This is a genomic window from Peribacillus psychrosaccharolyticus ATCC 23296, assembly GCF_000305495.1.
In the GTDB taxonomy this organism is placed as follows: Bacteria; Bacillota; Bacilli; order Bacillales; family DSM-1321; genus Peribacillus; species Peribacillus psychrosaccharolyticus.
This window is the reverse complement of the sequence record NZ_AJTN02000185.1, coordinates 1-18,912: the sequence shown is the minus strand read 5'-3', so window position 1 is coordinate 18,912 and position 18,912 is coordinate 1. Positions and strand designations below refer to the sequence as shown.

The 18,912-nt window shown below is 39.7% G+C and carries 21 protein-coding genes; 17 read left to right on the top strand and 4 right to left on the bottom strand.

All coding sequences use genetic code 11. The features are described from left to right. The first annotated feature begins 13 nt into the window (after nucleotides 1-13). From WYK_RS10305 to WYK_RS10285, 6 genes are all read left to right on the top strand, one after another. On the top strand, nucleotides 14-379 hold the full coding sequence (locus tag WYK_RS10305; protein WP_040374413.1) for a P-II family nitrogen regulator: 366 nt from the start codon (nucleotides 14-16) through the stop codon (nucleotides 377-379). A 22-nt stretch (nucleotides 380-401) separates the two neighbouring features. Then, the gene (locus WYK_RS24915) at nucleotides 402-563 is read left to right on the top strand and encodes a hypothetical protein (protein WP_161629125.1); all 162 of its coding nucleotides are present in this window, start codon (nucleotides 402-404) and stop codon (nucleotides 561-563) included. Between the two features lie 253 nt (nucleotides 564-816). Next, nucleotides 817-1,467: a LytTR family DNA-binding domain-containing protein gene (locus tag WYK_RS10300; RefSeq protein ID WP_040374412.1), complete on the top strand. Its 651-nt coding sequence runs from the start codon at nucleotides 817-819 to the stop codon at nucleotides 1,465-1,467. A 130-nt stretch (nucleotides 1,468-1,597) separates the two neighbouring features. Then, nucleotides 1,598-3,130: an acetyl-CoA hydrolase/transferase family protein gene (locus WYK_RS10295; RefSeq protein WP_040374411.1), complete on the top strand. Its 1,533-nt coding sequence runs from the start codon at nucleotides 1,598-1,600 to the stop codon at nucleotides 3,128-3,130. A gap of 120 nt (nucleotides 3,131-3,250) precedes the next feature. Further along, complete coding sequence (locus WYK_RS10290; RefSeq protein WP_040374410.1) at nucleotides 3,251-3,823, top strand: TetR/AcrR family transcriptional regulator; 573 nt, start codon at nucleotides 3,251-3,253, stop codon at nucleotides 3,821-3,823. Between the two features lie 56 nt (nucleotides 3,824-3,879). After that, nucleotides 3,880-4,815, top strand: coding sequence for an SDR family NAD(P)-dependent oxidoreductase (locus WYK_RS10285; protein WP_040374409.1), 936 nt, complete (start codon nucleotides 3,880-3,882; stop codon nucleotides 4,813-4,815). Between the two features lie 262 nt (nucleotides 4,816-5,077). Here WYK_RS10285 and WYK_RS10280 read toward each other — a convergent pair whose 3' ends face one another. Beyond that, the gene (locus tag WYK_RS10280; protein WP_040374408.1) at nucleotides 5,078-5,731 is read right to left on the bottom strand and encodes a carboxymuconolactone decarboxylase family protein; all 654 of its coding nucleotides are present in this window, start codon (nucleotides 5,729-5,731) and stop codon (nucleotides 5,078-5,080) included. A 22-nt stretch (nucleotides 5,732-5,753) separates the two neighbouring features. After that, nucleotides 5,754-7,172 carry an NAD-dependent succinate-semialdehyde dehydrogenase gene (locus WYK_RS10275; RefSeq protein ID WP_040374407.1) on the bottom strand — a complete coding sequence of 473 codons (1,419 nt, stop codon included), beginning with the start codon at nucleotides 7,170-7,172 and terminating at the stop codon, nucleotides 5,754-5,756. Nucleotides 7,173-7,397: 225 nt separating this feature from the next. On the opposite strand from WYK_RS10275, the gene WYK_RS10270 reads away from it, so the two are divergent. The 11 genes from WYK_RS10270 to WYK_RS10215 all read left to right on the top strand — a co-directional run bounded on the left by WYK_RS10270 (nucleotide 7,398) and on the right by WYK_RS10215 (nucleotide 17,636). Next, entirely contained in the window at nucleotides 7,398-8,480 is a 1,083-nt protein-coding gene (locus tag WYK_RS10270; RefSeq protein ID WP_051387432.1) for a hypothetical protein, read from the top strand. Continuing rightward, entirely contained in the window at nucleotides 8,467-10,632 is a 2,166-nt protein-coding gene (locus WYK_RS10265) for a molybdopterin oxidoreductase family protein (protein WP_040374406.1), read from the top strand. Before WYK_RS10270 ends, WYK_RS10265 begins: the two co-directional genes overlap by 14 nt. Continuing rightward, the gene (locus WYK_RS10260; protein ID WP_040374405.1) at nucleotides 10,633-11,190 is read left to right on the top strand and encodes a 4Fe-4S dicluster domain-containing protein; all 558 of its coding nucleotides are present in this window, start codon (nucleotides 10,633-10,635) and stop codon (nucleotides 11,188-11,190) included. Nucleotides 11,191-11,205: 15 nt separating this feature from the next. Then, nucleotides 11,206-11,727: a Rieske (2Fe-2S) protein gene (locus tag WYK_RS10255; protein ID WP_040374404.1), complete on the top strand. Its 522-nt coding sequence runs from the start codon at nucleotides 11,206-11,208 to the stop codon at nucleotides 11,725-11,727. Between the two features lie 195 nt (nucleotides 11,728-11,922). Continuing rightward, complete coding sequence (locus tag WYK_RS10245) at nucleotides 11,923-12,231, top strand: hypothetical protein (RefSeq protein ID WP_040374402.1); 309 nt, start codon at nucleotides 11,923-11,925, stop codon at nucleotides 12,229-12,231. Then, nucleotides 12,218-12,502, top strand: coding sequence for a hypothetical protein (locus WYK_RS10240; RefSeq protein WP_051387431.1), 285 nt, complete (start codon nucleotides 12,218-12,220; stop codon nucleotides 12,500-12,502). The genes WYK_RS10245 and WYK_RS10240 overlap by 14 nt, the downstream gene beginning before the upstream one ends. Next, complete coding sequence (locus WYK_RS10235) at nucleotides 12,495-13,991, top strand: nitrate/nitrite transporter (RefSeq protein WP_040374400.1); 1,497 nt, start codon at nucleotides 12,495-12,497, stop codon at nucleotides 13,989-13,991. The genes WYK_RS10240 and WYK_RS10235 overlap by 8 nt, the downstream gene beginning before the upstream one ends. Before the next feature lie 104 nt (nucleotides 13,992-14,095). Next, on the top strand, nucleotides 14,096-14,746 hold the full coding sequence (locus WYK_RS10230; RefSeq protein WP_040374399.1) for a sensor histidine kinase: 651 nt from the start codon (nucleotides 14,096-14,098) through the stop codon (nucleotides 14,744-14,746). 30 nt (nucleotides 14,747-14,776) lie between these two features. Beyond that, the gene (locus tag WYK_RS10225) at nucleotides 14,777-15,430 is read left to right on the top strand and encodes a response regulator transcription factor (protein ID WP_040374398.1); all 654 of its coding nucleotides are present in this window, start codon (nucleotides 14,777-14,779) and stop codon (nucleotides 15,428-15,430) included. Next, on the top strand, nucleotides 15,420-15,896 hold the full coding sequence (locus WYK_RS10220) for a GAF domain-containing protein (protein WP_051387430.1): 477 nt from the start codon (nucleotides 15,420-15,422) through the stop codon (nucleotides 15,894-15,896). Before WYK_RS10225 ends, WYK_RS10220 begins: the two co-directional genes overlap by 11 nt. A gap of 15 nt (nucleotides 15,897-15,911) precedes the next feature. Then, nucleotides 15,912-17,636: a PAS domain-containing sensor histidine kinase gene (locus WYK_RS10215; RefSeq protein ID WP_040374397.1), complete on the top strand. Its 1,725-nt coding sequence runs from the start codon at nucleotides 15,912-15,914 to the stop codon at nucleotides 17,634-17,636. 42 nt (nucleotides 17,637-17,678) lie between these two features. On the opposite strand, the gene WYK_RS10210 is transcribed toward WYK_RS10215, so the two are convergent. Both WYK_RS10210 and WYK_RS10205 read right to left on the bottom strand, forming a co-directional pair. Continuing rightward, nucleotides 17,679-18,590, bottom strand: a complete 912-nt coding sequence (locus tag WYK_RS10210) for a ketopantoate reductase family protein (protein ID WP_040374396.1) — start codon at nucleotides 18,588-18,590, stop codon at nucleotides 17,679-17,681. 119 nt (nucleotides 18,591-18,709) lie between these two features. Beyond that, nucleotides 18,710-18,912, bottom strand: a 203-nt coding sequence (locus WYK_RS10205; protein WP_040374395.1) for a 3D domain-containing protein, incomplete at its 5' end; no start/stop codon positions are given.

Genomic DNA, 18,912 nt, shown 5'->3' with positions numbered 1-18,912 from the left:
AAGGGGTGTTCGTATGGGAGAGGTACTAACGAAAATTGAGATTATCACAAAAACAGATAAGTTTGATGCTTTCAAACAAGAAATGGCGAAAATAGGCGTTAGTGGAATTACTGTTTCAAATGTTTTAGGTACAGGGCTGCAAAAGGGATATGTTGAGACTTATAGAGGTGTGAAACGCGAAATTACTTTACACGATCGCCTTAAAATAGAAATTGTTGTATGTGAGGTACCTGTTGCTGATGTGGTGAGTATTGCCAGTAAAATATTCAAAACAGGAAAACCAGGAGACGGCAAAATCTTTATTTATGAATTAGGCAATGTAATAAATATCAGAACGGGTTCAGAAGGGCATGCTGCACTTAAAAATGAACCTGTATAAAGTAAGAGGAGGAAAATAAAAAATGGGAAAGTTGGCACAAATGGTATGGGCAAAAAAGGAAGAAATCATTAACGTATTGATTTTGGAGAATGTCTATCAGCCGGCCGACCGAACTTTTTTATCTAACCTTCCATTGGCAAATTTAGAAAAATTGCAAAGTGAAAAGGAAAATAAAATTAAATAGACACCATAAAAACCGCTTTCCTCTCAGGAAGGTGGTTTTTATTGTTATAGTATAAGGAGGGAATTATTACATATCGAATAAGCATGCTGGATTTAGAGGGTTTTTTCAATATGTAAACATTTTTCTATGTCAAACACAGTCGAAATTATGTAGAATAGTGTTGAGCTTTAGAAATGCGACGTGGTTTATCCTCTACCGCCCTTTAAAAAGCAGCGAGATCTACGAAATTATAAATCAGGGGTGTATTACACAAATGGATCGATTTACAGTTTCTTCTGTTATGAATGTTATCGGGGATTTCTTTCCTAAAGAAACTTCGATTGCGGTTTCTAATGACCGTCAATTTATATATTATCAGCCAAGTAAAAAGGTAGACTTGGGAATTAGACCAGGAGACAATATAGAAGAAGATACTGTTACGTATAAAGCTTTAGCCGCACAGCAAAAAGTGACTGAGTTTATTGAAAATAATGCATTTGGTACTCCGTATTACGGTATGTCGGTACCTATTTTTGAAGGTGTTTTTCCAAAGGGTTGTGTGACGGCTATTATGCCTTCCAAACCATATCTTCTTTCAAGTTCGTTCCTTACGATTAAGACAGATGAGTCGTGGGTTCCCGTGCCTTTTGAAGAAATTATCTTCTTAGAAGCACAAAACAGAAAGACAAGGATTCAATCTGGAAGAGGAAAAGGTTCGCATAAGATGAATCTAAGTGAATTGGAACTTATTCTTCCAACTGAACAATTTATTCGAGTTCATCGTTCATATATTGTGAATGTGAATTTTATTGCTGAAATTTTGCCTGATTTTCACTCAACCTTCTTACTGATTATGAAAAATCAGACGAAAATACAAGTTAGTCAGACATACGCCAGCCAGTTCCGGAGGGCGTTAGGATTTTAAAAGTAATTTGTTGGTTGTGTATGGAATATTCTTCTTTATCCCTCATTTAAGGCTTTTCAGTCATTTTTGAATGTCTAATTGTGACGAAATTGTTACAATTATAAGAAAAAAGCGAATGGGGGAACGTTATATGAACGAAAGCGTTTTCAATTTAGTGCGAAACGAACATCTTCAAGATAAAATTGTTACTGCTGAAGAAGCAGCTTTATGGATAGAGCATAACATGACGTTAGGATTAAGTGGATTTACCCGTGCTGGTGATGCAAAAGCTATTCCAATGGCTCTTGTTGAGCGCGCCAAACGTGAAAAAAGTCTTTTTAAAGTGAATGTATTCACGGGGGCTTCTTTAGGCCCGGAAGTTGACCACTTTATGGCTGAAGCTGGAATCATAAATAAACGTCTTCCATTTCAAGCAGACCGCAGCATGCGAAGTAAAATCAATTCTGGTGAGATTGTATATATTGATCAGCATCTTTCACATACGGCTGAACTAATTCGTAATGAAGTACTCGAGGAAATTGATTTTGCGATTATCGAGGCACTAGCCATCACGGAAGATGGAATGATTATTCCGACAACTTCTGTTGGGAACTCGGCTATCTTTGTTCAACAAGCAAAAAATATTATCATTGAATTAAATGTTTCACATCCTGGATCATTTGAAGGAATCCATGATGTGTACTTACCTGCTAAACAAGGTGAACGCGATCCAATCCCATTGAAAAAGGTGGATGACCGCATTGGTACCGCTGGAATACCTGTAGATATCGAAAAAATAAAAGGAATCGTCGTCACCTTCCAACCAGATGCAGCGTCAACAATAGTTCCTCCGGATGAAGAAACGCAAGAGATTGCAGATCATTTATTAACGTTTCTTCGTGAAGAAATAAAAGCTGGCAGATTGACAGAAAAACTAGCTCCTCTTCAATCAGGAATAGGCTCAGTTGCTAATGCGGTATTCCATGGTTTTTTAGATTCGGAGTTTAGCGACTTAGAAGTGTATTCAGAGGTCTTGCAGGACGCCGTATTTGATTTGCTTGATGCAGGAAAAATCAGGTTCGCCTCAGGATGTTCAATTACGCTCTCTGAGGAAAAAGGTCAGAATGTTTATCAAAATTTAGATAAGTACCGTGATAAGCTTGTCCTACGTCCACAGGAGATTTCAAATTCTCCCGAAATCATCCGCCGTTTAGGCTTGATTTCAATTAATACAGCAGTTGAATGTGATATTTATGGGAATGTTAATTCGACACATATCTGCGGAACAAAAATGATGAATGGAATCGGCGGCTCTGGTGACTTTGCTCGTAATGCGAGGATAAGTATCTTTGTAACGAAGTCTATAGCCAAGCATGGCGCCATATCAAGTATTGTTCCATTTGTGTCACATGTAGACCATACCGAACATGATGTAGATGTCATAATAACGGAACAAGGCTATGCAGATTTACGCGGGCTTTCGCCAAGAGAGCGTGTCCAGGTCATTATTACTAACTGTTCGCATCCTATGTATCGAAAACAACTTCTGGCTTATTTTGAAGAAGCACTTGAAAGAGGTGGTCAAACACCGCATGTATTAGAAAAAGCCTTCTCATGGCATACTAATTTCGCTAAAAATGGAACCATGCTTCAAGAAGAAGGTCAACTGACCGGAAAGCACTAATAAACGGATTGAAAGCTACAGCAGGTGCTGTGGCTTTTTTTATTTATGGATTTATTTGACAATAGTTGGTTTTATATTTAAAATATTATTTAACCAGTGGTTAATTAAAAGGAGATTAATATGACACCAAGAAAAGTAGTAGAAAATGAATTAACAAGAGAAATAATCTTGGATACAGCAAGAATTCTTTTTGCTGATACAGGATATCAACATGTATCAATGAGGAAGATCGCAACCGAGTTAGGCTACTCCCATGGTGCACTCTATTATCATTTTCGAAATAAAGCAGAAATTTTTTATGCCATTATCTTAAAAGATTTTGCGTTACTAGACACAGAATTACAGAGTGTTTTCAAAATGAAAGGAACAGATCTTGAAAAAGGGAGGCAAGTTATGCTTAGCTTTATAAAATTCGGTATGGATCATCCAAATCATTATGAATTAATGTTTTTAACGAAAGATAAAGAAGTGAAGAGCTATTTAAAACAAGAACCGAATAAAAGCTATGAACGATTTGCTAAAACGATCCATCAGCTTACTGAGAAGAAGGCAGGTCCTAAAGAGATATGGTTTGTCCTGTTATCCGTTCATGGATTTGTAACAGTCCACAGCCGTAACGATCAAACATATGACGAAGTTAAAGGACTGGCTGAAACACATGTGAATTTGATTTTGAAGGCTGTTTTAACCTGATTCATTATTTTGTTTACTATTGACCAGTGGTTAATTAAAGGGCGGGAGATGAGAAAATGAAAAAGGCAATCGTACTAGGGGCAACCGGAGGTATGGGAAGTGCACTTGTAAATGAACTAGTTGATAGGGGAATCGCTGTAACCGCATTTGCCAGAAATAAGAACAGGCTAGAGAAAATGTTTGGTCACCATGAACAAATACAGGTAATTACCGGGGATGTGTTTAATCTCAAGCAATTAACAGATGCAGTTGAGAATATGGATGTGATTTTTCATGCAGTAAATATTCCATACCAGGAATGGGCGGAGAAGCAACCACTGTTAATGGCTAATATTCTGAAATCAGCAAAAAAAACTGGGGCGAAGCTTGCTCTCGTAGACAATATTTATGCATATGGCAGAAGTGAAGGGCTGCCAATAGACGAGAACCACGAAAAAAATCCTCATACGAAGAAAGGGAAAATTCGTTTACGTCTCGAACAAATGGCGAAGGAAGCTGAAGTACCTTTATTCATAGCTCATTTTCCAGACTTCTATGGTCCAAATGGAAACAGCCTGCTCAATTACACCTTCGAAAATATGGTGAAAAACAAACGAGCAATGTTTATCGGGAACCAGGAACTTGCAAGGGAATATATCTATATTCCAGATGGAGCAAAGGCAATGGTCGAATTAGCCTTACGAAATCGTTTTGAGGGTGAAAACTGGAACATCACTGGATCAGGCGTAATAACTGGAAAGGAAATTATTGATATAGCAAGAGAGTACCTAGGATATACCAAACGTGTGTCAACAGCTGGCATATATGTATTTAGGTTTTTAGGGATATTCGATAAATTCATGTCGGAATGTAAAGAAATGTTGTATTTAACTGAAGAGGCTGTTACTTTAGATGGGAAAAAGTATGAAAAGGCGATGGGGCTTTTGCCTAAAACAAGTTATGAAAAGGGGATTGAGATTACACTTAAGAGTTTTGATGCAAGTTATTTCTAAAAGATTTCACATAGTGTTGTTGTTTTTTTAAAGTTTTCAAAAGGGAATACCTCCTGGTTCTGCACAGCAAAGAAAGTTGTAAACAAAGTTTAAGAATTTTTGTCTCCTGAAGGTCATCAGACGGGAATAACGATGCGCCAGACGGAATTAAGCCTATCGCAGACGGGAATACCTAGTTGTTTTCGATCAGAATCAAATAATCCCCCTATATATAAACCAAAAAACGCTCAGGGCAGCTTTGCCCCGAGCGTTTTTCTCTACACTATTCGCCGTAGCTTTCAATTAAATTGGCTATATGCGCATAAGCTCCTCCGGCAAGCAAGGCTGCGGTGACAAGGACAGCTTCCGCAAGTTCTTCCTTAGTAGCACCTTGTTTATCCGCATTCTTAGTATGAACATCGATGCAATAAGGGCATTGTGTCGCATGAGCGACTGCAACGGCAATAATTTCTTTGAATTTAGCGGTTAAGATACCTGCTTTCATCGCGGCGGCACTGAATTGGGAATAAGCTGTAAACCCTTCAGGTGCAGCTGCTTTTAATTGATCAAGATTTTTCAAATTGGATCGGTTGTAAAGTGCATCATTTGCATCGGTATCAAGCGCATTTGACATGTGAGTACTGTGTGTAACCGCACTGCCTGCCTCTAGACCAGATACAACAAATACGGCTTCAATGAGTTCTTCAAGCGTGGCGCCTTCTGCTTTGGCACTGTTCGTATGAATATCAATGCAATACGGACATTCTGTTACATGAGCAATGGCAACAGCAATGATTTCTTTTTCTTTTCGGCTCAACGCGCCTTCTTTTAATACTGTGGAATTGAACTCAGCAAAAGCATGGAGTTGTTCAGGAGCCAAATTCTTAATCTTGTTTAAATGCACTAAATGTTCTTTTTGATATAAGCTCTTAGTCATGATTCATCCTCCTCTTAGGGATTTATAATCCTAGTGAAATATATTTCACTTCCAAGTACTCTTCAATTCCATGATGACCGCCTTCACGTCCAAGGCCGCTTTGTTTGAATCCTCCGAATGGTGCCTGTGGAGTAGAGGGAACCCCATCATTTAAGCCGATGATGCCGTATTCCAGGGCTTCAGTCACTCGGATTCCACGGCTGATGTTTTCAGTAAATACATAAGCTGCAAGTCCATAGATAGAGTTATTTGCACGTTCGATCGCTTCTTCTTCGGTTTTAAAAGAAGCGATAGGAGCAAGGGGTCCGAATGTTTCATCTTGCATACAGAGCATACTATCATCGATGTTAGAAATAATGGTCGGCTCAATAAAGAACCCTCCCTTAGACTTACCGCCAGCTTCAAGTTTTGCACCTTTTTTAAGCGCATCATCAATCTGACTCATTACTTTATCAACTGCATCTTGGTTGATCAGCGGCCCAATATCTACTCCTTCATCTAGTCCATTACCAACCTTAAGTGTACGTACTTGCTCGGTCAATTTCTCAATAAACACTTCATAAATCGACTCATGGACATACACACGGTTTGAACAGACACAGGTTTGTCCGGCGTTTCGGAACTTCGAACTGATGACTCCTTCTACAGCTTTATCCATGTCTGCATCCTCAAGGACGATAACGGGAGCATGGCCCCCAAGTTCAAGGGATATTTTCTTAACTGTATCGGCTGAGCCCTTCATTAACTCCTTACCAACTTCGGTAGAACCAGTGAAGGTAAGCTTGCGGACACGGCTGTCTTCTAGCCAAGCATTTCCGATTTCAGATGATTTACCTGTTACGATATTGATGACACCTTTCGGAATGCCTGCTTGATCAGCTAGTTCTACCATCTTTAGGGCTGTCAGTGGGGTTAAACCAGCAGGCTTCACAAGAACGGTACATCCGGCTGCAAGCGCAGGGCCAACTTTGCGGGTAATCATGGCCGCTGGGAAATTCCAAGGTGTAATAGCAGCCACAACGCCTACAGGCTGTTTTGTGACGAATAAGCGTTTATTCGTCTGAGAAGAAGGGATGGTTTCCCCATAAATCCGTTTTCCTTCTTCAGCATACCAGGATAAAAAACCATTGGCATAAGTCATTTCACCAATTGCTTCCTTTAAAGGTTTACCTTGTTCAAGCGTCATTACACGTGCAATTTCATCTTTATGTTCATTTATTAAGTGATGCCATTTCCAAATAAGGTCTGACCGTTCATAAACAGACAATGCAGACCAGCCTTTTAAGGCTTGGAAGGCTGCATCAGCAGCTTTTTTAGCTTCCACTGTGCCGCCGTTTGGAACTGTAGCGACAACCTCACCGTTTGCAGGATTTTTCACTTCGATTTTGTCCAGATTGAAATCAGACCATTCACCATTTACGTACATCCCATAGTCTTTCATTTAAAAACCTCCAGTCAATCGATTTTATTAGCAAACTGTTCTCTTAAAAGTATAATCAATAATCCAGATTTACTTAAATCTTATGCCTGTGATGATCAAACTTTTAGAGAATAGGGGAATTCCCCGGAAACAATAGGGAGTTTCCCTGATATGGAAGATGACGAGTTGCGATTAGAATGAAGATATAGAAAGAAAAGACCGGAGTTATGAAAGAGGGGGATAATTATGAACCACCAAACAGTCATTCCAGGAAAGAAAGAACAAACAATCAATCAGGCTTTTGCCTCGAATTTTGCCAAATCAATGTTTCTTGCCATCCTTGGTCTGTTCATCCTTACATTTATAGGAACAAGAATGTTTACACATATAGATTTAAACCTATACGGATACATGGTAGGTACAATTGTTTTTATTGGCGGCTTTTTTTATCGGTTTATTGCTTGGGGAGAACGCCCCCCTACTAAAATTCTGATCAAAAAAGGAATGAAGCTGCTTTTTAAAAAATCGACGCCTGCAACCACCGTCAATCATCTCGTAACTTATAAATTCATTTGGAACCGCGGAATCTATCGTTGGCTGCAGCATGTTTTGATGGGCGGAGGGACGATTCTTTCTTGTTTCGTAACATTTCCGCTTGTATTTGGCTGGATGTACTTCACGATGGACGACAATGGCATGTACAACATCATCATGATTGGTGTAAATGTTCTTACTGTCCCTGCTGATGGTATCATTGCAAATCTTTCCTACAACGCACTTAACATAACAGCGACAATGGTTATTCTTGGAGTATGTATGGCTCTTTATCGGCGATTAAAAAATAACCAAGCTCGTGCTGAACAAAAATTTATGTATGATTTCTTGCCTTTATATTTACTACTATTCGTTTCAATTACGGGTCTTGTTTTGACCTTCATGAATGTCGTTCTTCATGGTTTCGGTCATTCAGTTATGTCATTAATCCATCAATATTCGGTCATTATTACTTTAATCTATCTTCCTTTTGGAAAACTTGCACACATTCCATTTAGACCGCTTAGTATTTTCGCAAAAAATTACCGAGAGCATTACAGTCAGCAGTCCATGAAGGAATGTAAGGTATGCGGGGAGTCATTCGTATCGGTTGAACAATCGAATGATGTAATTGATGTTCTAAGCATTAACCAAATCGATTTTAAACAGGACGAGGGATTTCATCTGGCTGAGTTATGCCTCCCTTGCAGAAGAAAATACCGAATTGCTCAATTTTCAGGAGCACCTACTCACCAATTGAAAGTCAAGGAGGCTAACCAAAATGCAAAAGGATAAGTCAGGTAAGATTGAGAATGTCGTCCATCCAAATGAAAAATTAGTAAAAACGCATTGCAGCTATTGCGGTATGCAGTGCGGCATGAATTTGAGAGTGAATACAGTCTCCAATAAAATTGTGGGGGTTGAGCCTAGATACGATTGGCCGGTGACACTTGGGAAGATGTGTCCAAAAGGGGTGACTGCTTATCAGCAGACAAACCATTCAGATCGGTTATTAAAACCACTTATTCGTGATGATGCCTCTTTAAAAGGAACAAAAGAAGGGTTCCGAGAAGCAAGCTGGGAAGAGGCCTATGACCTTATAACAACTAAATTTAAAGAACTTCAAACCAATTACGGCAAAAATTCGCTGTCAGTATACAGTGGAGTTTCTATGACAAATGAAAAATGTTATTTGACCGGTAAATTTGCTCGGGTGGGACTTCAAACACGTTATATTGATTATAATGGGCGATTCTGTATGTCTAGTGCAGCAGGCGGGTTCCTTCGCTCCTTCGGAGTGGATAGAGGATCGACGCTTCCTTGGACAGATATCCATGAAACAGATTGTATTTTTATGGCTGGTTCAAATACAGCTGAGTGTCATCCAACCTCAATGTTTCGGGTCTGGGCAGTTCAAGAGCGCGGTGGTTACTTAATCGTTGTTGATCCACGAGAAACACCAATTGCCAGAAGAGCGGATGTTCATTTGGATATAAAACCAGGTACAGATTTGGCTCTGGCAAATGGGATCTTGAACTTATTAATCCAAAATAACTATACGGATGAACATTTTATTAAGAATCATACAAATGGTTTTGAAGAAACGAAAGAATTAGTGAAATTATTCACTCCAGAATATACAAGTGAAATTACAGGTGTTGATCCAGAGAAAATTATTCGAGCGGCAGAATTATATGGGAAAGCACCCAATGCAATCGTCATGTTTGCTAGAGGAATTGAACAGCAGGTTAAAGGTGTTGATAATGTTTCTGGCTATACAAACATGGCATTGATAACAGGAAAAATCGGACGTCCTAAGTCAGGTGTTGCAACGCTGACTGGACAGGGAAATGGACAGGGCGGCCGAGAACATGGACAAAAAGCTGATGCACTTCCCGGCTACCGTAAGATAGCTAATCCTGAGCATGTAAAGGAAGTAAGTGCATTTTGGGGAATCGACCCATCTGAGATGCCAAAGCCTGGTGTTTCTGCATATGAGATGTTTGGTTTAATGGAAGAAAAAACAATTCGGGGTTTATACCTGCTCTGTTCGAATCCGGCTGTATCCGCTCCAAATTTAAATTATGTTAGAAAAGTAATGAAAGAACTGGATTTTATGGTTTGTGCTGATTTTTATCTCTCTGAGTCATGTGAATTTGCCGATGTGGTACTGCCGACGACAACATGGTCAGAGGACGAAGGAACCGTAACTAATTTAGAAGGAAGAATTATAAAGATCAATAAAGCACAGGAGCCTGTTGGTGAATCTAAGCCAGATTGGCAAATTCAAATTGAGCTTGCAGAAAGGCTAGGAAGAGGGAAATACTTTTCTCATCTGAAAACTGCAAGAGATGTAGCGGATGAATTCCGCGGTGCATCCAAAGGCGGTTATGCCGATTACTTCGGTGCAACTTGGGATAAAATCGACAAACAGGACGGGGTATTCTGGCCGTGTAAGAGTGAAGATGATCCAGGAACACCGCATATGTTCTTGGATAAGAAATTTTATCACCCCGATGGAAAAGCAAAAATCTGTGCTCTTCCATATCGGCCGCCAGCTGAAGAGCCGGATGAGGTGTATCCGCTGCGTCTAACGACAGGACGTGTCGTTTATCACTATTTATCTGGTAACCAGACACGGAGAATTAAATTTCTCAATGACATGTGTCCAGAACCATATGTAGAAGTTCATCCGGAAAAAGCGATGGAATACGGTATTGAACATGATGAAATCATTCGCCTTTATACAAGACGCGGGCAAGCCTTTTATAAGGTGAAGATTACTGAAGCGATTCGTAAAGATACGGTTTTCGTTCCCTATTCTTTTGGTCATGATGAGTCTATTAATCTACTGACTATTGATGCACTTGACCCGATATCAAGAATGCCTGAGTTTAAGGCTTGTGCGGCACAAATAGAAAAATTAGAAATAAAGAAGGTGCTTTAAGTGAAGCAACGTCTATATATAGAACTTGAAAATTGTATTGGCTGTCGGTCTTGCCTGGCTGCCTGCACTCAGTGCGGCGGGCACGAAGAACGCAATCGAAACTATGTGTATGATGTGAATCCGTTCGTGAATCGTCAAACGATGCCCTTAATGTGCCTTCATTGCGTGAATCCTGCTTGTGCAAGAAGCTGTCCTGCTCAAGCCATTCAGATTCATGAAACCGGAGCTGTTTTATCTGCACTGGTTGAAAAATGTATTGGTTGTCAGAACTGTACGATAGCTTGTCCTTATGGAATACCAAAATTTGATACAGAACAAAACTTAATGTATAAATGTGACCTTTGTATTGATCGGACAAAAGATGGAATTCCCCCAATGTGTGCCAGTGTGTGTCCAACTAACACTTTGCAATGGCTTACGGAGGAAGAAATTGAAATGAAGCAAAAGCAATTTAATCTTGATAACGGAAAATGGACCGCGAGCATGAAGCTGGAAGGGGAAACGAATGTACGTGTAAACCTCCCTGGTATTCTGCAAGGCGTGACGAAACTATTTTAGGAGGGAGCAGTTACAATGGAAAAGAACAACAGGTTCCCCTTTGAAGAAGACAATTATACACACAACATTAATCGTAATAATGAAAGGAAACTAGATCGGCGCGGGTTCATGAAAACATTGGCGGGTGCGGCAGGCGTATTCGCTGTATCTTCTCTTCCTTGGGGCGCACTTGCTGCAAAGGAACTTATGGGTCTCGGCGAAAAGGAATATCCGCATCAGAAAATAACGGATATAGCTGCCATTCCTATTGGTGATTCCGTAGAGTTCGCTTTCCCTGGAGAGCATGATAGTGCGCTGTTAATTAGGCTGGGTGAGAATAAATTCGTAGCCTACCAGAATGCCTGCACACATCTTCGGTGCCCAGTTTATTGGGTCAAAGCTGAGGGTGAAATAATTTGTCCCTGTCATCACGGGAAGTTTGACGTAAAAACAGGAGAACCTACAGCAGGACCACCAAGGCGTCCACTTCCAGAAATAATCGTGAAAGTGGAGAAGGGAGCCGTCTATGCGGTTAAGGTAAAGCGCTATGAAGGCTAAAAATATGAGATTTATTTTAATGTGTATGGTTTTATTCTTAAATATTATATTTACACAAAAAATGGTCCATCAATATTTCTATGAAAATTATAAAAACGCTTTAATCTATTGTGCTTTAAATCTCGTGATTTTTCCTGCAGCCTTATTTTTGTATAAATATGACGTAAAGAAGCTGAAGGGAGCAGATAGAGGATAATGAATAATGAAACCTATCTTGATTTCTGTTTTATCAGAAAGAGTGCCGGTCATTTTCAAAGTGAGATTAATTGCTTGCTTCAGGAACTCTTCGAAGGGAAACAACTGAATTGGTATCTCGAGGAAAAAAATGAGGATGGTTCAGATATCGTCATTGCCGAAGTAAAGGGTATGAGCAGCTGGACATCTGAAGAAGAAACCTTTGCTTACCTTGATACAAAAGGAACGGCACAGTTTTGGGAATACCTTCAAGGTTATCAGCTTCATATCTATCCGGCAAAAGGATGTGGAACTTGTGGCAGCCATTGATATCCAAACCATTCAGCAATTTGTTTCGGTGCCAGTTTCCGTGGCTATTCAGTCAAGTGAGGGAGAGCAAGCTCAATTTGTCAAAAAAACAATAGAAAAAATTGAATGGTGTCCAGAACATACACACATCCGAATTTACTTTGACCATTTCAATTTTTTTGCCATACCTGCTTCAAGCGAGACGCTTCTAACTGATCGTCAATGGTCAGCGTTTGATGCGGAAGGACAATTATTTTACCTAATCCGAAAGGAAAGTGTTAATCATGATTAAGAAAATTCAACTGCCGCTGCAAACAATGAATTTGGTTGTAGGGTTTATGATTTGGGTGCTGCTTTCATCCTTACTTCCATTTATTAAAGAGGACATAGCGATCCCTCCAGAGCAGCTTGCTTGGGTAACCGCCATCCCTGTTGTTCTTGGTTCCATTTTGCGTGTTCCGCTTGGTTACTATGCAAATCAGATTGGGGCGCGTATCATTTTCTTGATTAGTTTTGTGCTATTATTCTTCCCTATATATTATATAAGTGTGGCAGATTCATTTATTGATTTATTAATTGGAGGGTTGTTCTTAGGACTTGGAGGAGCGGTATTCTCCGTGGGTGTTACCTCAGTTCCTAAATATTATCCGAAAGAAAAGCATGGCTTTGTAAATGGAATCTATGGCGCAGGTAATATCGGTACTGCAATTAGTACGTTTGCCGCACCGGTCGTAGCAACTAAAATAGGCTGGAGTGCTACCGTTCAGCTTTATATGATTCTACTTGGAGTTTTCGTTATTCTTAACTTTTTCCTTGGTGATAAGCACGAAGTGAAGGTCAAGACACCACTAATTGTTCAGATAAAAAGTGTCTATAAAAATGAAAAGTTATGGCTTTTGAGTCTTTTCTATTTTATTACCTTCGGTTCCTTTGTTGCTTTCACTGTATATCTTCCCAACTTTTTAGTGATGAATTTCGAACTGGAAAAGGTTGATGCGGGATTACGAACAGCTGGATTCATTGCTGTGGCAACCGTTATGCGTCCAATTGGAGGCTGGCTGGCTGATCGAATTCAACCACTTATTCTGTTAATCTATGTATTTACAGGATTTAGCTTATTCGGAGTTCTTTTATCCTTCTCACCGACTATCATGTGGTATTCAGTTGGATGTATCGGAATTGCCTTTTGTTCAGGGATGGGAAATGGAGTCATTTTTAAATTAGTACCGGGTTATTTTCAAAAGCAAGCTGGTATTGCAAACGGGATTGTATCAGCTATGGGTGGTCTGGGCGGTTTCTTTCCGCCGCTTATCCTAGCCTTCTTATTCAGTTTAACAGGACATTATGCTATAGGCTTTATGGCATTATCAGAAGTGGCGCTTGCCAGCTTAGTGCTTGTCATTTGGATGCACTTCCAAGAAAGACTTGCGTTGACAAAGGAAGTGGTCAATGCAACAGGTGAAGGGCTGCTAGTCACAGATAAAAGTGGTAAAATTATAATGACAAACCCAGCATTCACCAAGCTTACAGGCTACAGTGAGCAAGAGGTTATCGGTCAGAATCCTAGTATGATGCAATCTGGCAAGCAGTCGCCGGAATTTTATACAGAGATGTGGAAAACGATTAAAGAAAAAGGGTATTGGCAAGGAGAAATTTGGAATCGTCGTAAGGACGGACAAAACTATTTAGAATGGCTTACGATCAGTGCGATAAAAGACGATGCAGGTGAAGTTAAGCAGTATGCCGGTCTACTTAGTGATATAACGGATTACAAAAAATAAATATGACGACTTAAGAAAAAGAGTGTGATGGGGCTGAAGGTTTCTTTGGCGCTGTCACCTTTTTTCTGTATTAAACAAACTGCAAACTAATAGGAGGCACCACCATGGAAGGAATTCCTGTTACAAAAAGTATTAGTTCATATATTATTCAGTCTCAAGATGAAGAATTAAAACGAATAGCGCTGGAACTCCATGAAGGTGTCGGCCAAACACTTTATAGCCTGTATACGGGCCTGCAGTATATCGAGATGGGAATTGAACAACCAGGAATGAAGGCTTATCTTCAGGAAATGCAGCAAACAATGGAAAGAACGATTAAAGAAATTCAGATGCTTTCAGTTGAACTGCATCCCCCTACTCTTTCTTTAGGTTTAGTGTCTGCAATAAAGAGTTATGTAAGATTATATACGTCAACCTATGGAATTGTAGTGAGTGTTGAATCAATTGGAGAAGAAAAGATCCTGCCTGATCAAAATAAAATTGCTGTCTTCCGTGTTTGCCAAGAAGCATTAATCAATATTGCTAAATATGCGGATATAGATTCCGCTTCTATCCAGCTTGATTGGAGGGAAGAGGAAATAAAAGTGGTAATTGTAGATCACGGACAGGGGTTTAATGTGAAGAAAGTGTTAAAAGAAAATCTTTCCTCAGGATTGGGAGCTATGCAGGAAAGGATGCTTTTAGCGGGAGGGACATGTGACATTGCTTCCACACAAGGAAAAGGAACGAGTATACTGATTGACATGCCCTTATAAAGAGATTGGGGAAAAGGGAGAGGGTAAATTATGATTAATGTACTTCTAGTAGATGACCATGCAGTAGTCAGAATGGGGTTAACCATGCTGTTAAATTCTCATGATGACCTTGAAGTAGTGGGGGAAGCATCTGAAGGAAATGAAGGAATACAAAAAGCATTAGAGTTAAATCCAGATGTAATTGTCATGGATTTAAGTATGCCGCATGGAAAGGATGGTTTGTCGGCTACCTCTGAGTTGAAAAAATTGCTGCCGGAGGTGACCATTTTAATTCTTACTATGCATGATGATGAAGAATACTTATTCAGGGGAATACAAGCTGGTGCATCTGGCTGTATTTTAAAGAGTGCTCCCCACCATGAATTGGTTACGGCTATTCGTTCTGTTGCAGCTGGTGATGCTTATCTTCATCCTTCTGCAACCAAGCGGCTGATGGAAGAATACATGGGTACGATTCAAAAAGGCGGAGTAGACACTTACAGTCTGCTGTCTGACCGGGAAAAGGAAGTGCTCGCATTAATTGCAAAAGGCTTTTCTAATAAAGAAATCGCCGAGCAGCTCATTATTAGTGTGAAAACAGTAGAAAACCACAAAGGACATGTGATGGAAAAACTCCAAATGAAAAAAAGACCTGAATTAGTCGCGTATGCATTAAAAAAGGGGCTGCTTGGCTATGGAATATAGGGGAAGTGACGCAGATATGGATCAACCCACGTTTTCGGATGTTTTAGATGTTTGTCACGAGATGCGTGCTGAATTAAACTGTGATTTTGCAGCCATAGCCATTCAAGATGACATAGGTACGGATATAAAATGGCCTTATGCATCTGGAAACAGAAATGAGAAGTATAAGAGGATTACGGTCCGTTATGGAAAGGGGATTGCCGGCAAAGTGATTTCGACCGGCCGGCCTATGATGATATCCGACCTATCAAATGATAAAAGCAGTATGGTTTTAGAACATCCGATTATGCTGGCAGAACAGTTACTTTCAGCTTATTCAGTTCCTCTACTAATAAATGGAACGGCAAAAGGAGCATTATTAGCTGGGAATAGAAGCAGTCATCTATTTACTGAGAATGAACAAAACAGCATCGCAAAGTATGTGCACAAGCTGGAGATAATGTTTAATTCCAATCATTCACTTTAAGCAGGAGGTCAGTAAATGAACAACTTTGATGACATTAAAAAAAGGCCTATGATGCCTGGTTCTAGTGAAGAAACGATTCTGGTTAATCAATCAGGCATTGTTATCTATATGAATAATGAAGCAATTAACTATTTCGGTTATAAAACTGGATATTGTGTATATATCCATGAGCTGATTCCTGATATAAAGCTTGATGAAATTGAAGAGGGATATGTCCTGCAGTTCTATGGAAAACATCGGGAAGGGTATACTTTTCCATTGTTCTTAAAAGTGAATAGCTTCATTTCAGATAATAAGCAATATTTCCTTTTTATCATACATAATGTGAGAGATCAGTCCAAAATGGACAAAGAACTCTCTCAGCCGTTAAATGAATTAATTGATTTAAAATATGCGATTGATGAGGCGGCAATTGTGGCCATTACTGATCATAAAGGTGTTATTCTCTATGTTAATGAGCAGTTTTGCAATATTTCACAATATACAGCAAATGAATTAATAGGCAGGGATCACCGCATGATTAATTCAGGGTATCATAGTCAGGAATTTATGCGTGATTTATGGCGTACAATCAGTAGTGGAAAAGTTTGGCGTGGAGAACTAAGGAATAAAGCAAAAGATGGTAGTTACTATTGGGTGGATACAACCATTGTACCGTTCATGAACGAAAAGGATAAACCCTATCAATATCTGGCGATTCGGCAGGATGTGACGGACCATAAACGAGTCGTTGAAGAATTAGAGACATCGATCAAAGAATTAAGTGATTTAAAGTTTGCCCTGGACGAGTCATCAATTGTGGCCATCACTAATTCGAAGGGAAAGATCACGTATGTTAATGATCAATTTTGTCAGATATCTAAGTATTCGAAACAAGAATTGCTAGGAAAAGACCATCGAATCATTAATTCAAACTACCACTCAAAAACATTTTTTCAGAACCTATGGAAGAAAATTTCCAATGGTCAGGTCTGGAAGGGTGAACTTCGAAATAAAGCGAAAGATGGAACCATTTATTGGGTAGATACCACCATTGTTCCGTTCATGAATGAGGAGGGTACTCCTTATCAATACCTAGCCATTCGTTACGAAATTACCGAAAGAAAGCGAGTAGAAGAAGAATTACAACGAATGATGACCAGGATTATTGATGTACAGGAAGAAGAAAGGAAGGTATTGTCTAGAAACCTCCATGATGGAATTGGGCAAAATCTTTATAGCCATTTAATTACGATCAGCCGCGTTCAAGCTGAGATTGACCATCCGCTGTTGCAGCAAATGCATGATGAGACATCTAACCTAATCAAGGATGTGCGAGAGATATCTTGGGAGCTTCGTCCCTCAGTACTAGACGACCTTGGTTTGTTGCCGGCAATCCGCTCATATTTAGTGCGCTATGCAGAGTTTTATGAAATCGATGTTGAATTTGAATGTGGACTTTTAACAAGGCTTGACAGTAATGCTGAACTAACAATCTACCGAATTATCCAGGAGGCACTTACTAATATCCGTAAATATGCGTATGTCGATAAAGCAAAAGTAATCATGCGGGAAGAGGCAGATCATATTCGGGTACTTATAGAAGACAATGGTCAGGGATTTGATCATAAATCAAATACTTCAGGTGTAGGGATATTTAGCATGGAAGAAAGAGCTAAATCTGCTGGAGGATTGGTAGAAATCTATTCTGCGCCTATGAAAGGAACCAAGATTGTATTAGAGTTACCTAAGAGGAATTGATTATAATATAAACACCACCACCCGTTTTCGGGTGGTGGTTAGTTAATTTTCAAATGGTTTAATGATTCCATATAGGGTTTCAATGACTGGCAGTTTGATGCCTGCCATTGAAGCGAGTCTAAGTGCACCGCCCTGCAGATGCTCAACTTCAAGCGTTAAGAATTTTCTCCTGTCCTGATGCATGGAGGAGGTTGCTTCATCGGGAAGGTCATGCAGCTGCTGGATGCTTTGGGCTATTTGGTTGTCCGTGATCTCTATATCATACGCTGCTGCTAATTGCTGCATCTCAATCAACACCTTTTTCAGCAGGCTGAAGGTTTCTGGATAATGACGGATTGTTCCAATGTTCAGATTGGCAGCTGTAGTCACACCGGAAAAGGCATTAATGAATATATATTTCTGCCAGATCCTTCGGAGTATCTGAGTAGAATGGTGAGCATCCATAATCGCTTGATCAGAGATATTCTCTATTTGAGCACATAGCTCTTGCTGGGAGGGATGAAGGGGTCCGAATACTAAGTCATGTTGTGTACTGGAATGAACAACATGTCCTCTTTCGTTGAGAGTAGCAATAATATAAGCTGAACCGCCCATAACAGCTTCTTCGCCAAACGTTTGTTGGAGAATATGAATATGTTCCAGACCATTTAAGATGGGGAGGATTTTTGCTCCTTTTTCTACTAAGTAGGTTAAAGCAGGAAGTGTTCCTTCTAGATGATGGCCTTTTACAGAAAGCAGGATTAAGTCTGGGTTTTCAATGTCTTCAACATTCTCGGTGTAATCAATCTCATGAAAGAGATAATTACCATGCGGGCTAGTTACATATAAGCCCTCCTCAGCGATTTGCCGGGCTCGACGTTCTCTTACCAAAAATTGAACAGGCTGTCCGGATTCTTGCCATCTAGCTCCATAATAAACTCCTAATGCGCCAGCACCAATAATGACAATATTCATATTTTCCCCTTTCCTTAGATAAGGTAGAAGTTCACTATGATTATACCATTATCTAAATATTTGGAAAACTCATTAAAGTAGAGAAAAAGACTCGGATAGGTTTCCGAGTCCTTAATGAATTATTTATAAACTCTTATTTTAACAGTTTTAACTCCCCATTTAATAGCTTTTGCTTTTGAAGAGATAAAGACATCAATTTTATTTCCTTTAATTGAGCTCCCTTTATCTGCAGCAACTGCATAGCCATATCCCTCAACATATACTTTTGTTCCCAAAGGTATTTTCTTAGGATCAACTGAAATTGCTTTTAGGGAAGGATTCT

Coding starts and splice junctions, on each gene's coding strand:
- WYK_RS10305 (WP_040374413.1), top strand. CDS start 14: ATGGGAGAGGTACTAACGAAAATTGAGATTATCACAAAAACAGATAAG.
- WYK_RS24915 (WP_161629125.1), top strand. CDS start 402: ATGGGAAAGTTGGCACAAATGGTATGGGCAAAAAAGGAAGAAATCATT.
- WYK_RS10300 (WP_040374412.1), top strand. CDS start 817: ATGGATCGATTTACAGTTTCTTCTGTTATGAATGTTATCGGGGATTTC.
- WYK_RS10295 (WP_040374411.1), top strand. CDS start 1,598: ATGAACGAAAGCGTTTTCAATTTAGTGCGAAACGAACATCTTCAAGAT.
- WYK_RS10290 (WP_040374410.1), top strand. CDS start 3,251: ATGACACCAAGAAAAGTAGTAGAAAATGAATTAACAAGAGAAATAATC.
- WYK_RS10285 (WP_040374409.1), top strand. CDS start 3,880: ATGAAAAAGGCAATCGTACTAGGGGCAACCGGAGGTATGGGAAGTGCA.
- WYK_RS10280 (WP_040374408.1), bottom strand. CDS start 5,731: ATGACTAAGAGCTTATATCAAAAAGAACATTTAGTGCATTTAAACAAG.
- WYK_RS10275 (WP_040374407.1), bottom strand. CDS start 7,172: ATGAAAGACTATGGGATGTACGTAAATGGTGAATGGTCTGATTTCAAT.
- WYK_RS10270 (WP_051387432.1), top strand. CDS start 7,398: ATGAACCACCAAACAGTCATTCCAGGAAAGAAAGAACAAACAATCAAT.
- WYK_RS10265 (WP_040374406.1), top strand. CDS start 8,467: ATGCAAAAGGATAAGTCAGGTAAGATTGAGAATGTCGTCCATCCAAAT.
- WYK_RS10255 (WP_040374404.1), top strand. CDS start 11,206: ATGGAAAAGAACAACAGGTTCCCCTTTGAAGAAGACAATTATACACAC.
- WYK_RS10245 (WP_040374402.1), top strand. CDS start 11,923: ATGAATAATGAAACCTATCTTGATTTCTGTTTTATCAGAAAGAGTGCC.
- WYK_RS10235 (WP_040374400.1), top strand. CDS start 12,495: ATGATTAAGAAAATTCAACTGCCGCTGCAAACAATGAATTTGGTTGTA.
- WYK_RS10230 (WP_040374399.1), top strand. CDS start 14,096: ATGGAAGGAATTCCTGTTACAAAAAGTATTAGTTCATATATTATTCAG.
- WYK_RS10225 (WP_040374398.1), top strand. CDS start 14,777: ATGATTAATGTACTTCTAGTAGATGACCATGCAGTAGTCAGAATGGGG.
- WYK_RS10220 (WP_051387430.1), top strand. CDS start 15,420: ATGGAATATAGGGGAAGTGACGCAGATATGGATCAACCCACGTTTTCG.
- WYK_RS10215 (WP_040374397.1), top strand. CDS start 15,912: ATGAACAACTTTGATGACATTAAAAAAAGGCCTATGATGCCTGGTTCT.
- WYK_RS10210 (WP_040374396.1), bottom strand. CDS start 18,590: ATGAATATTGTCATTATTGGTGCTGGCGCATTAGGAGTTTATTATGGA.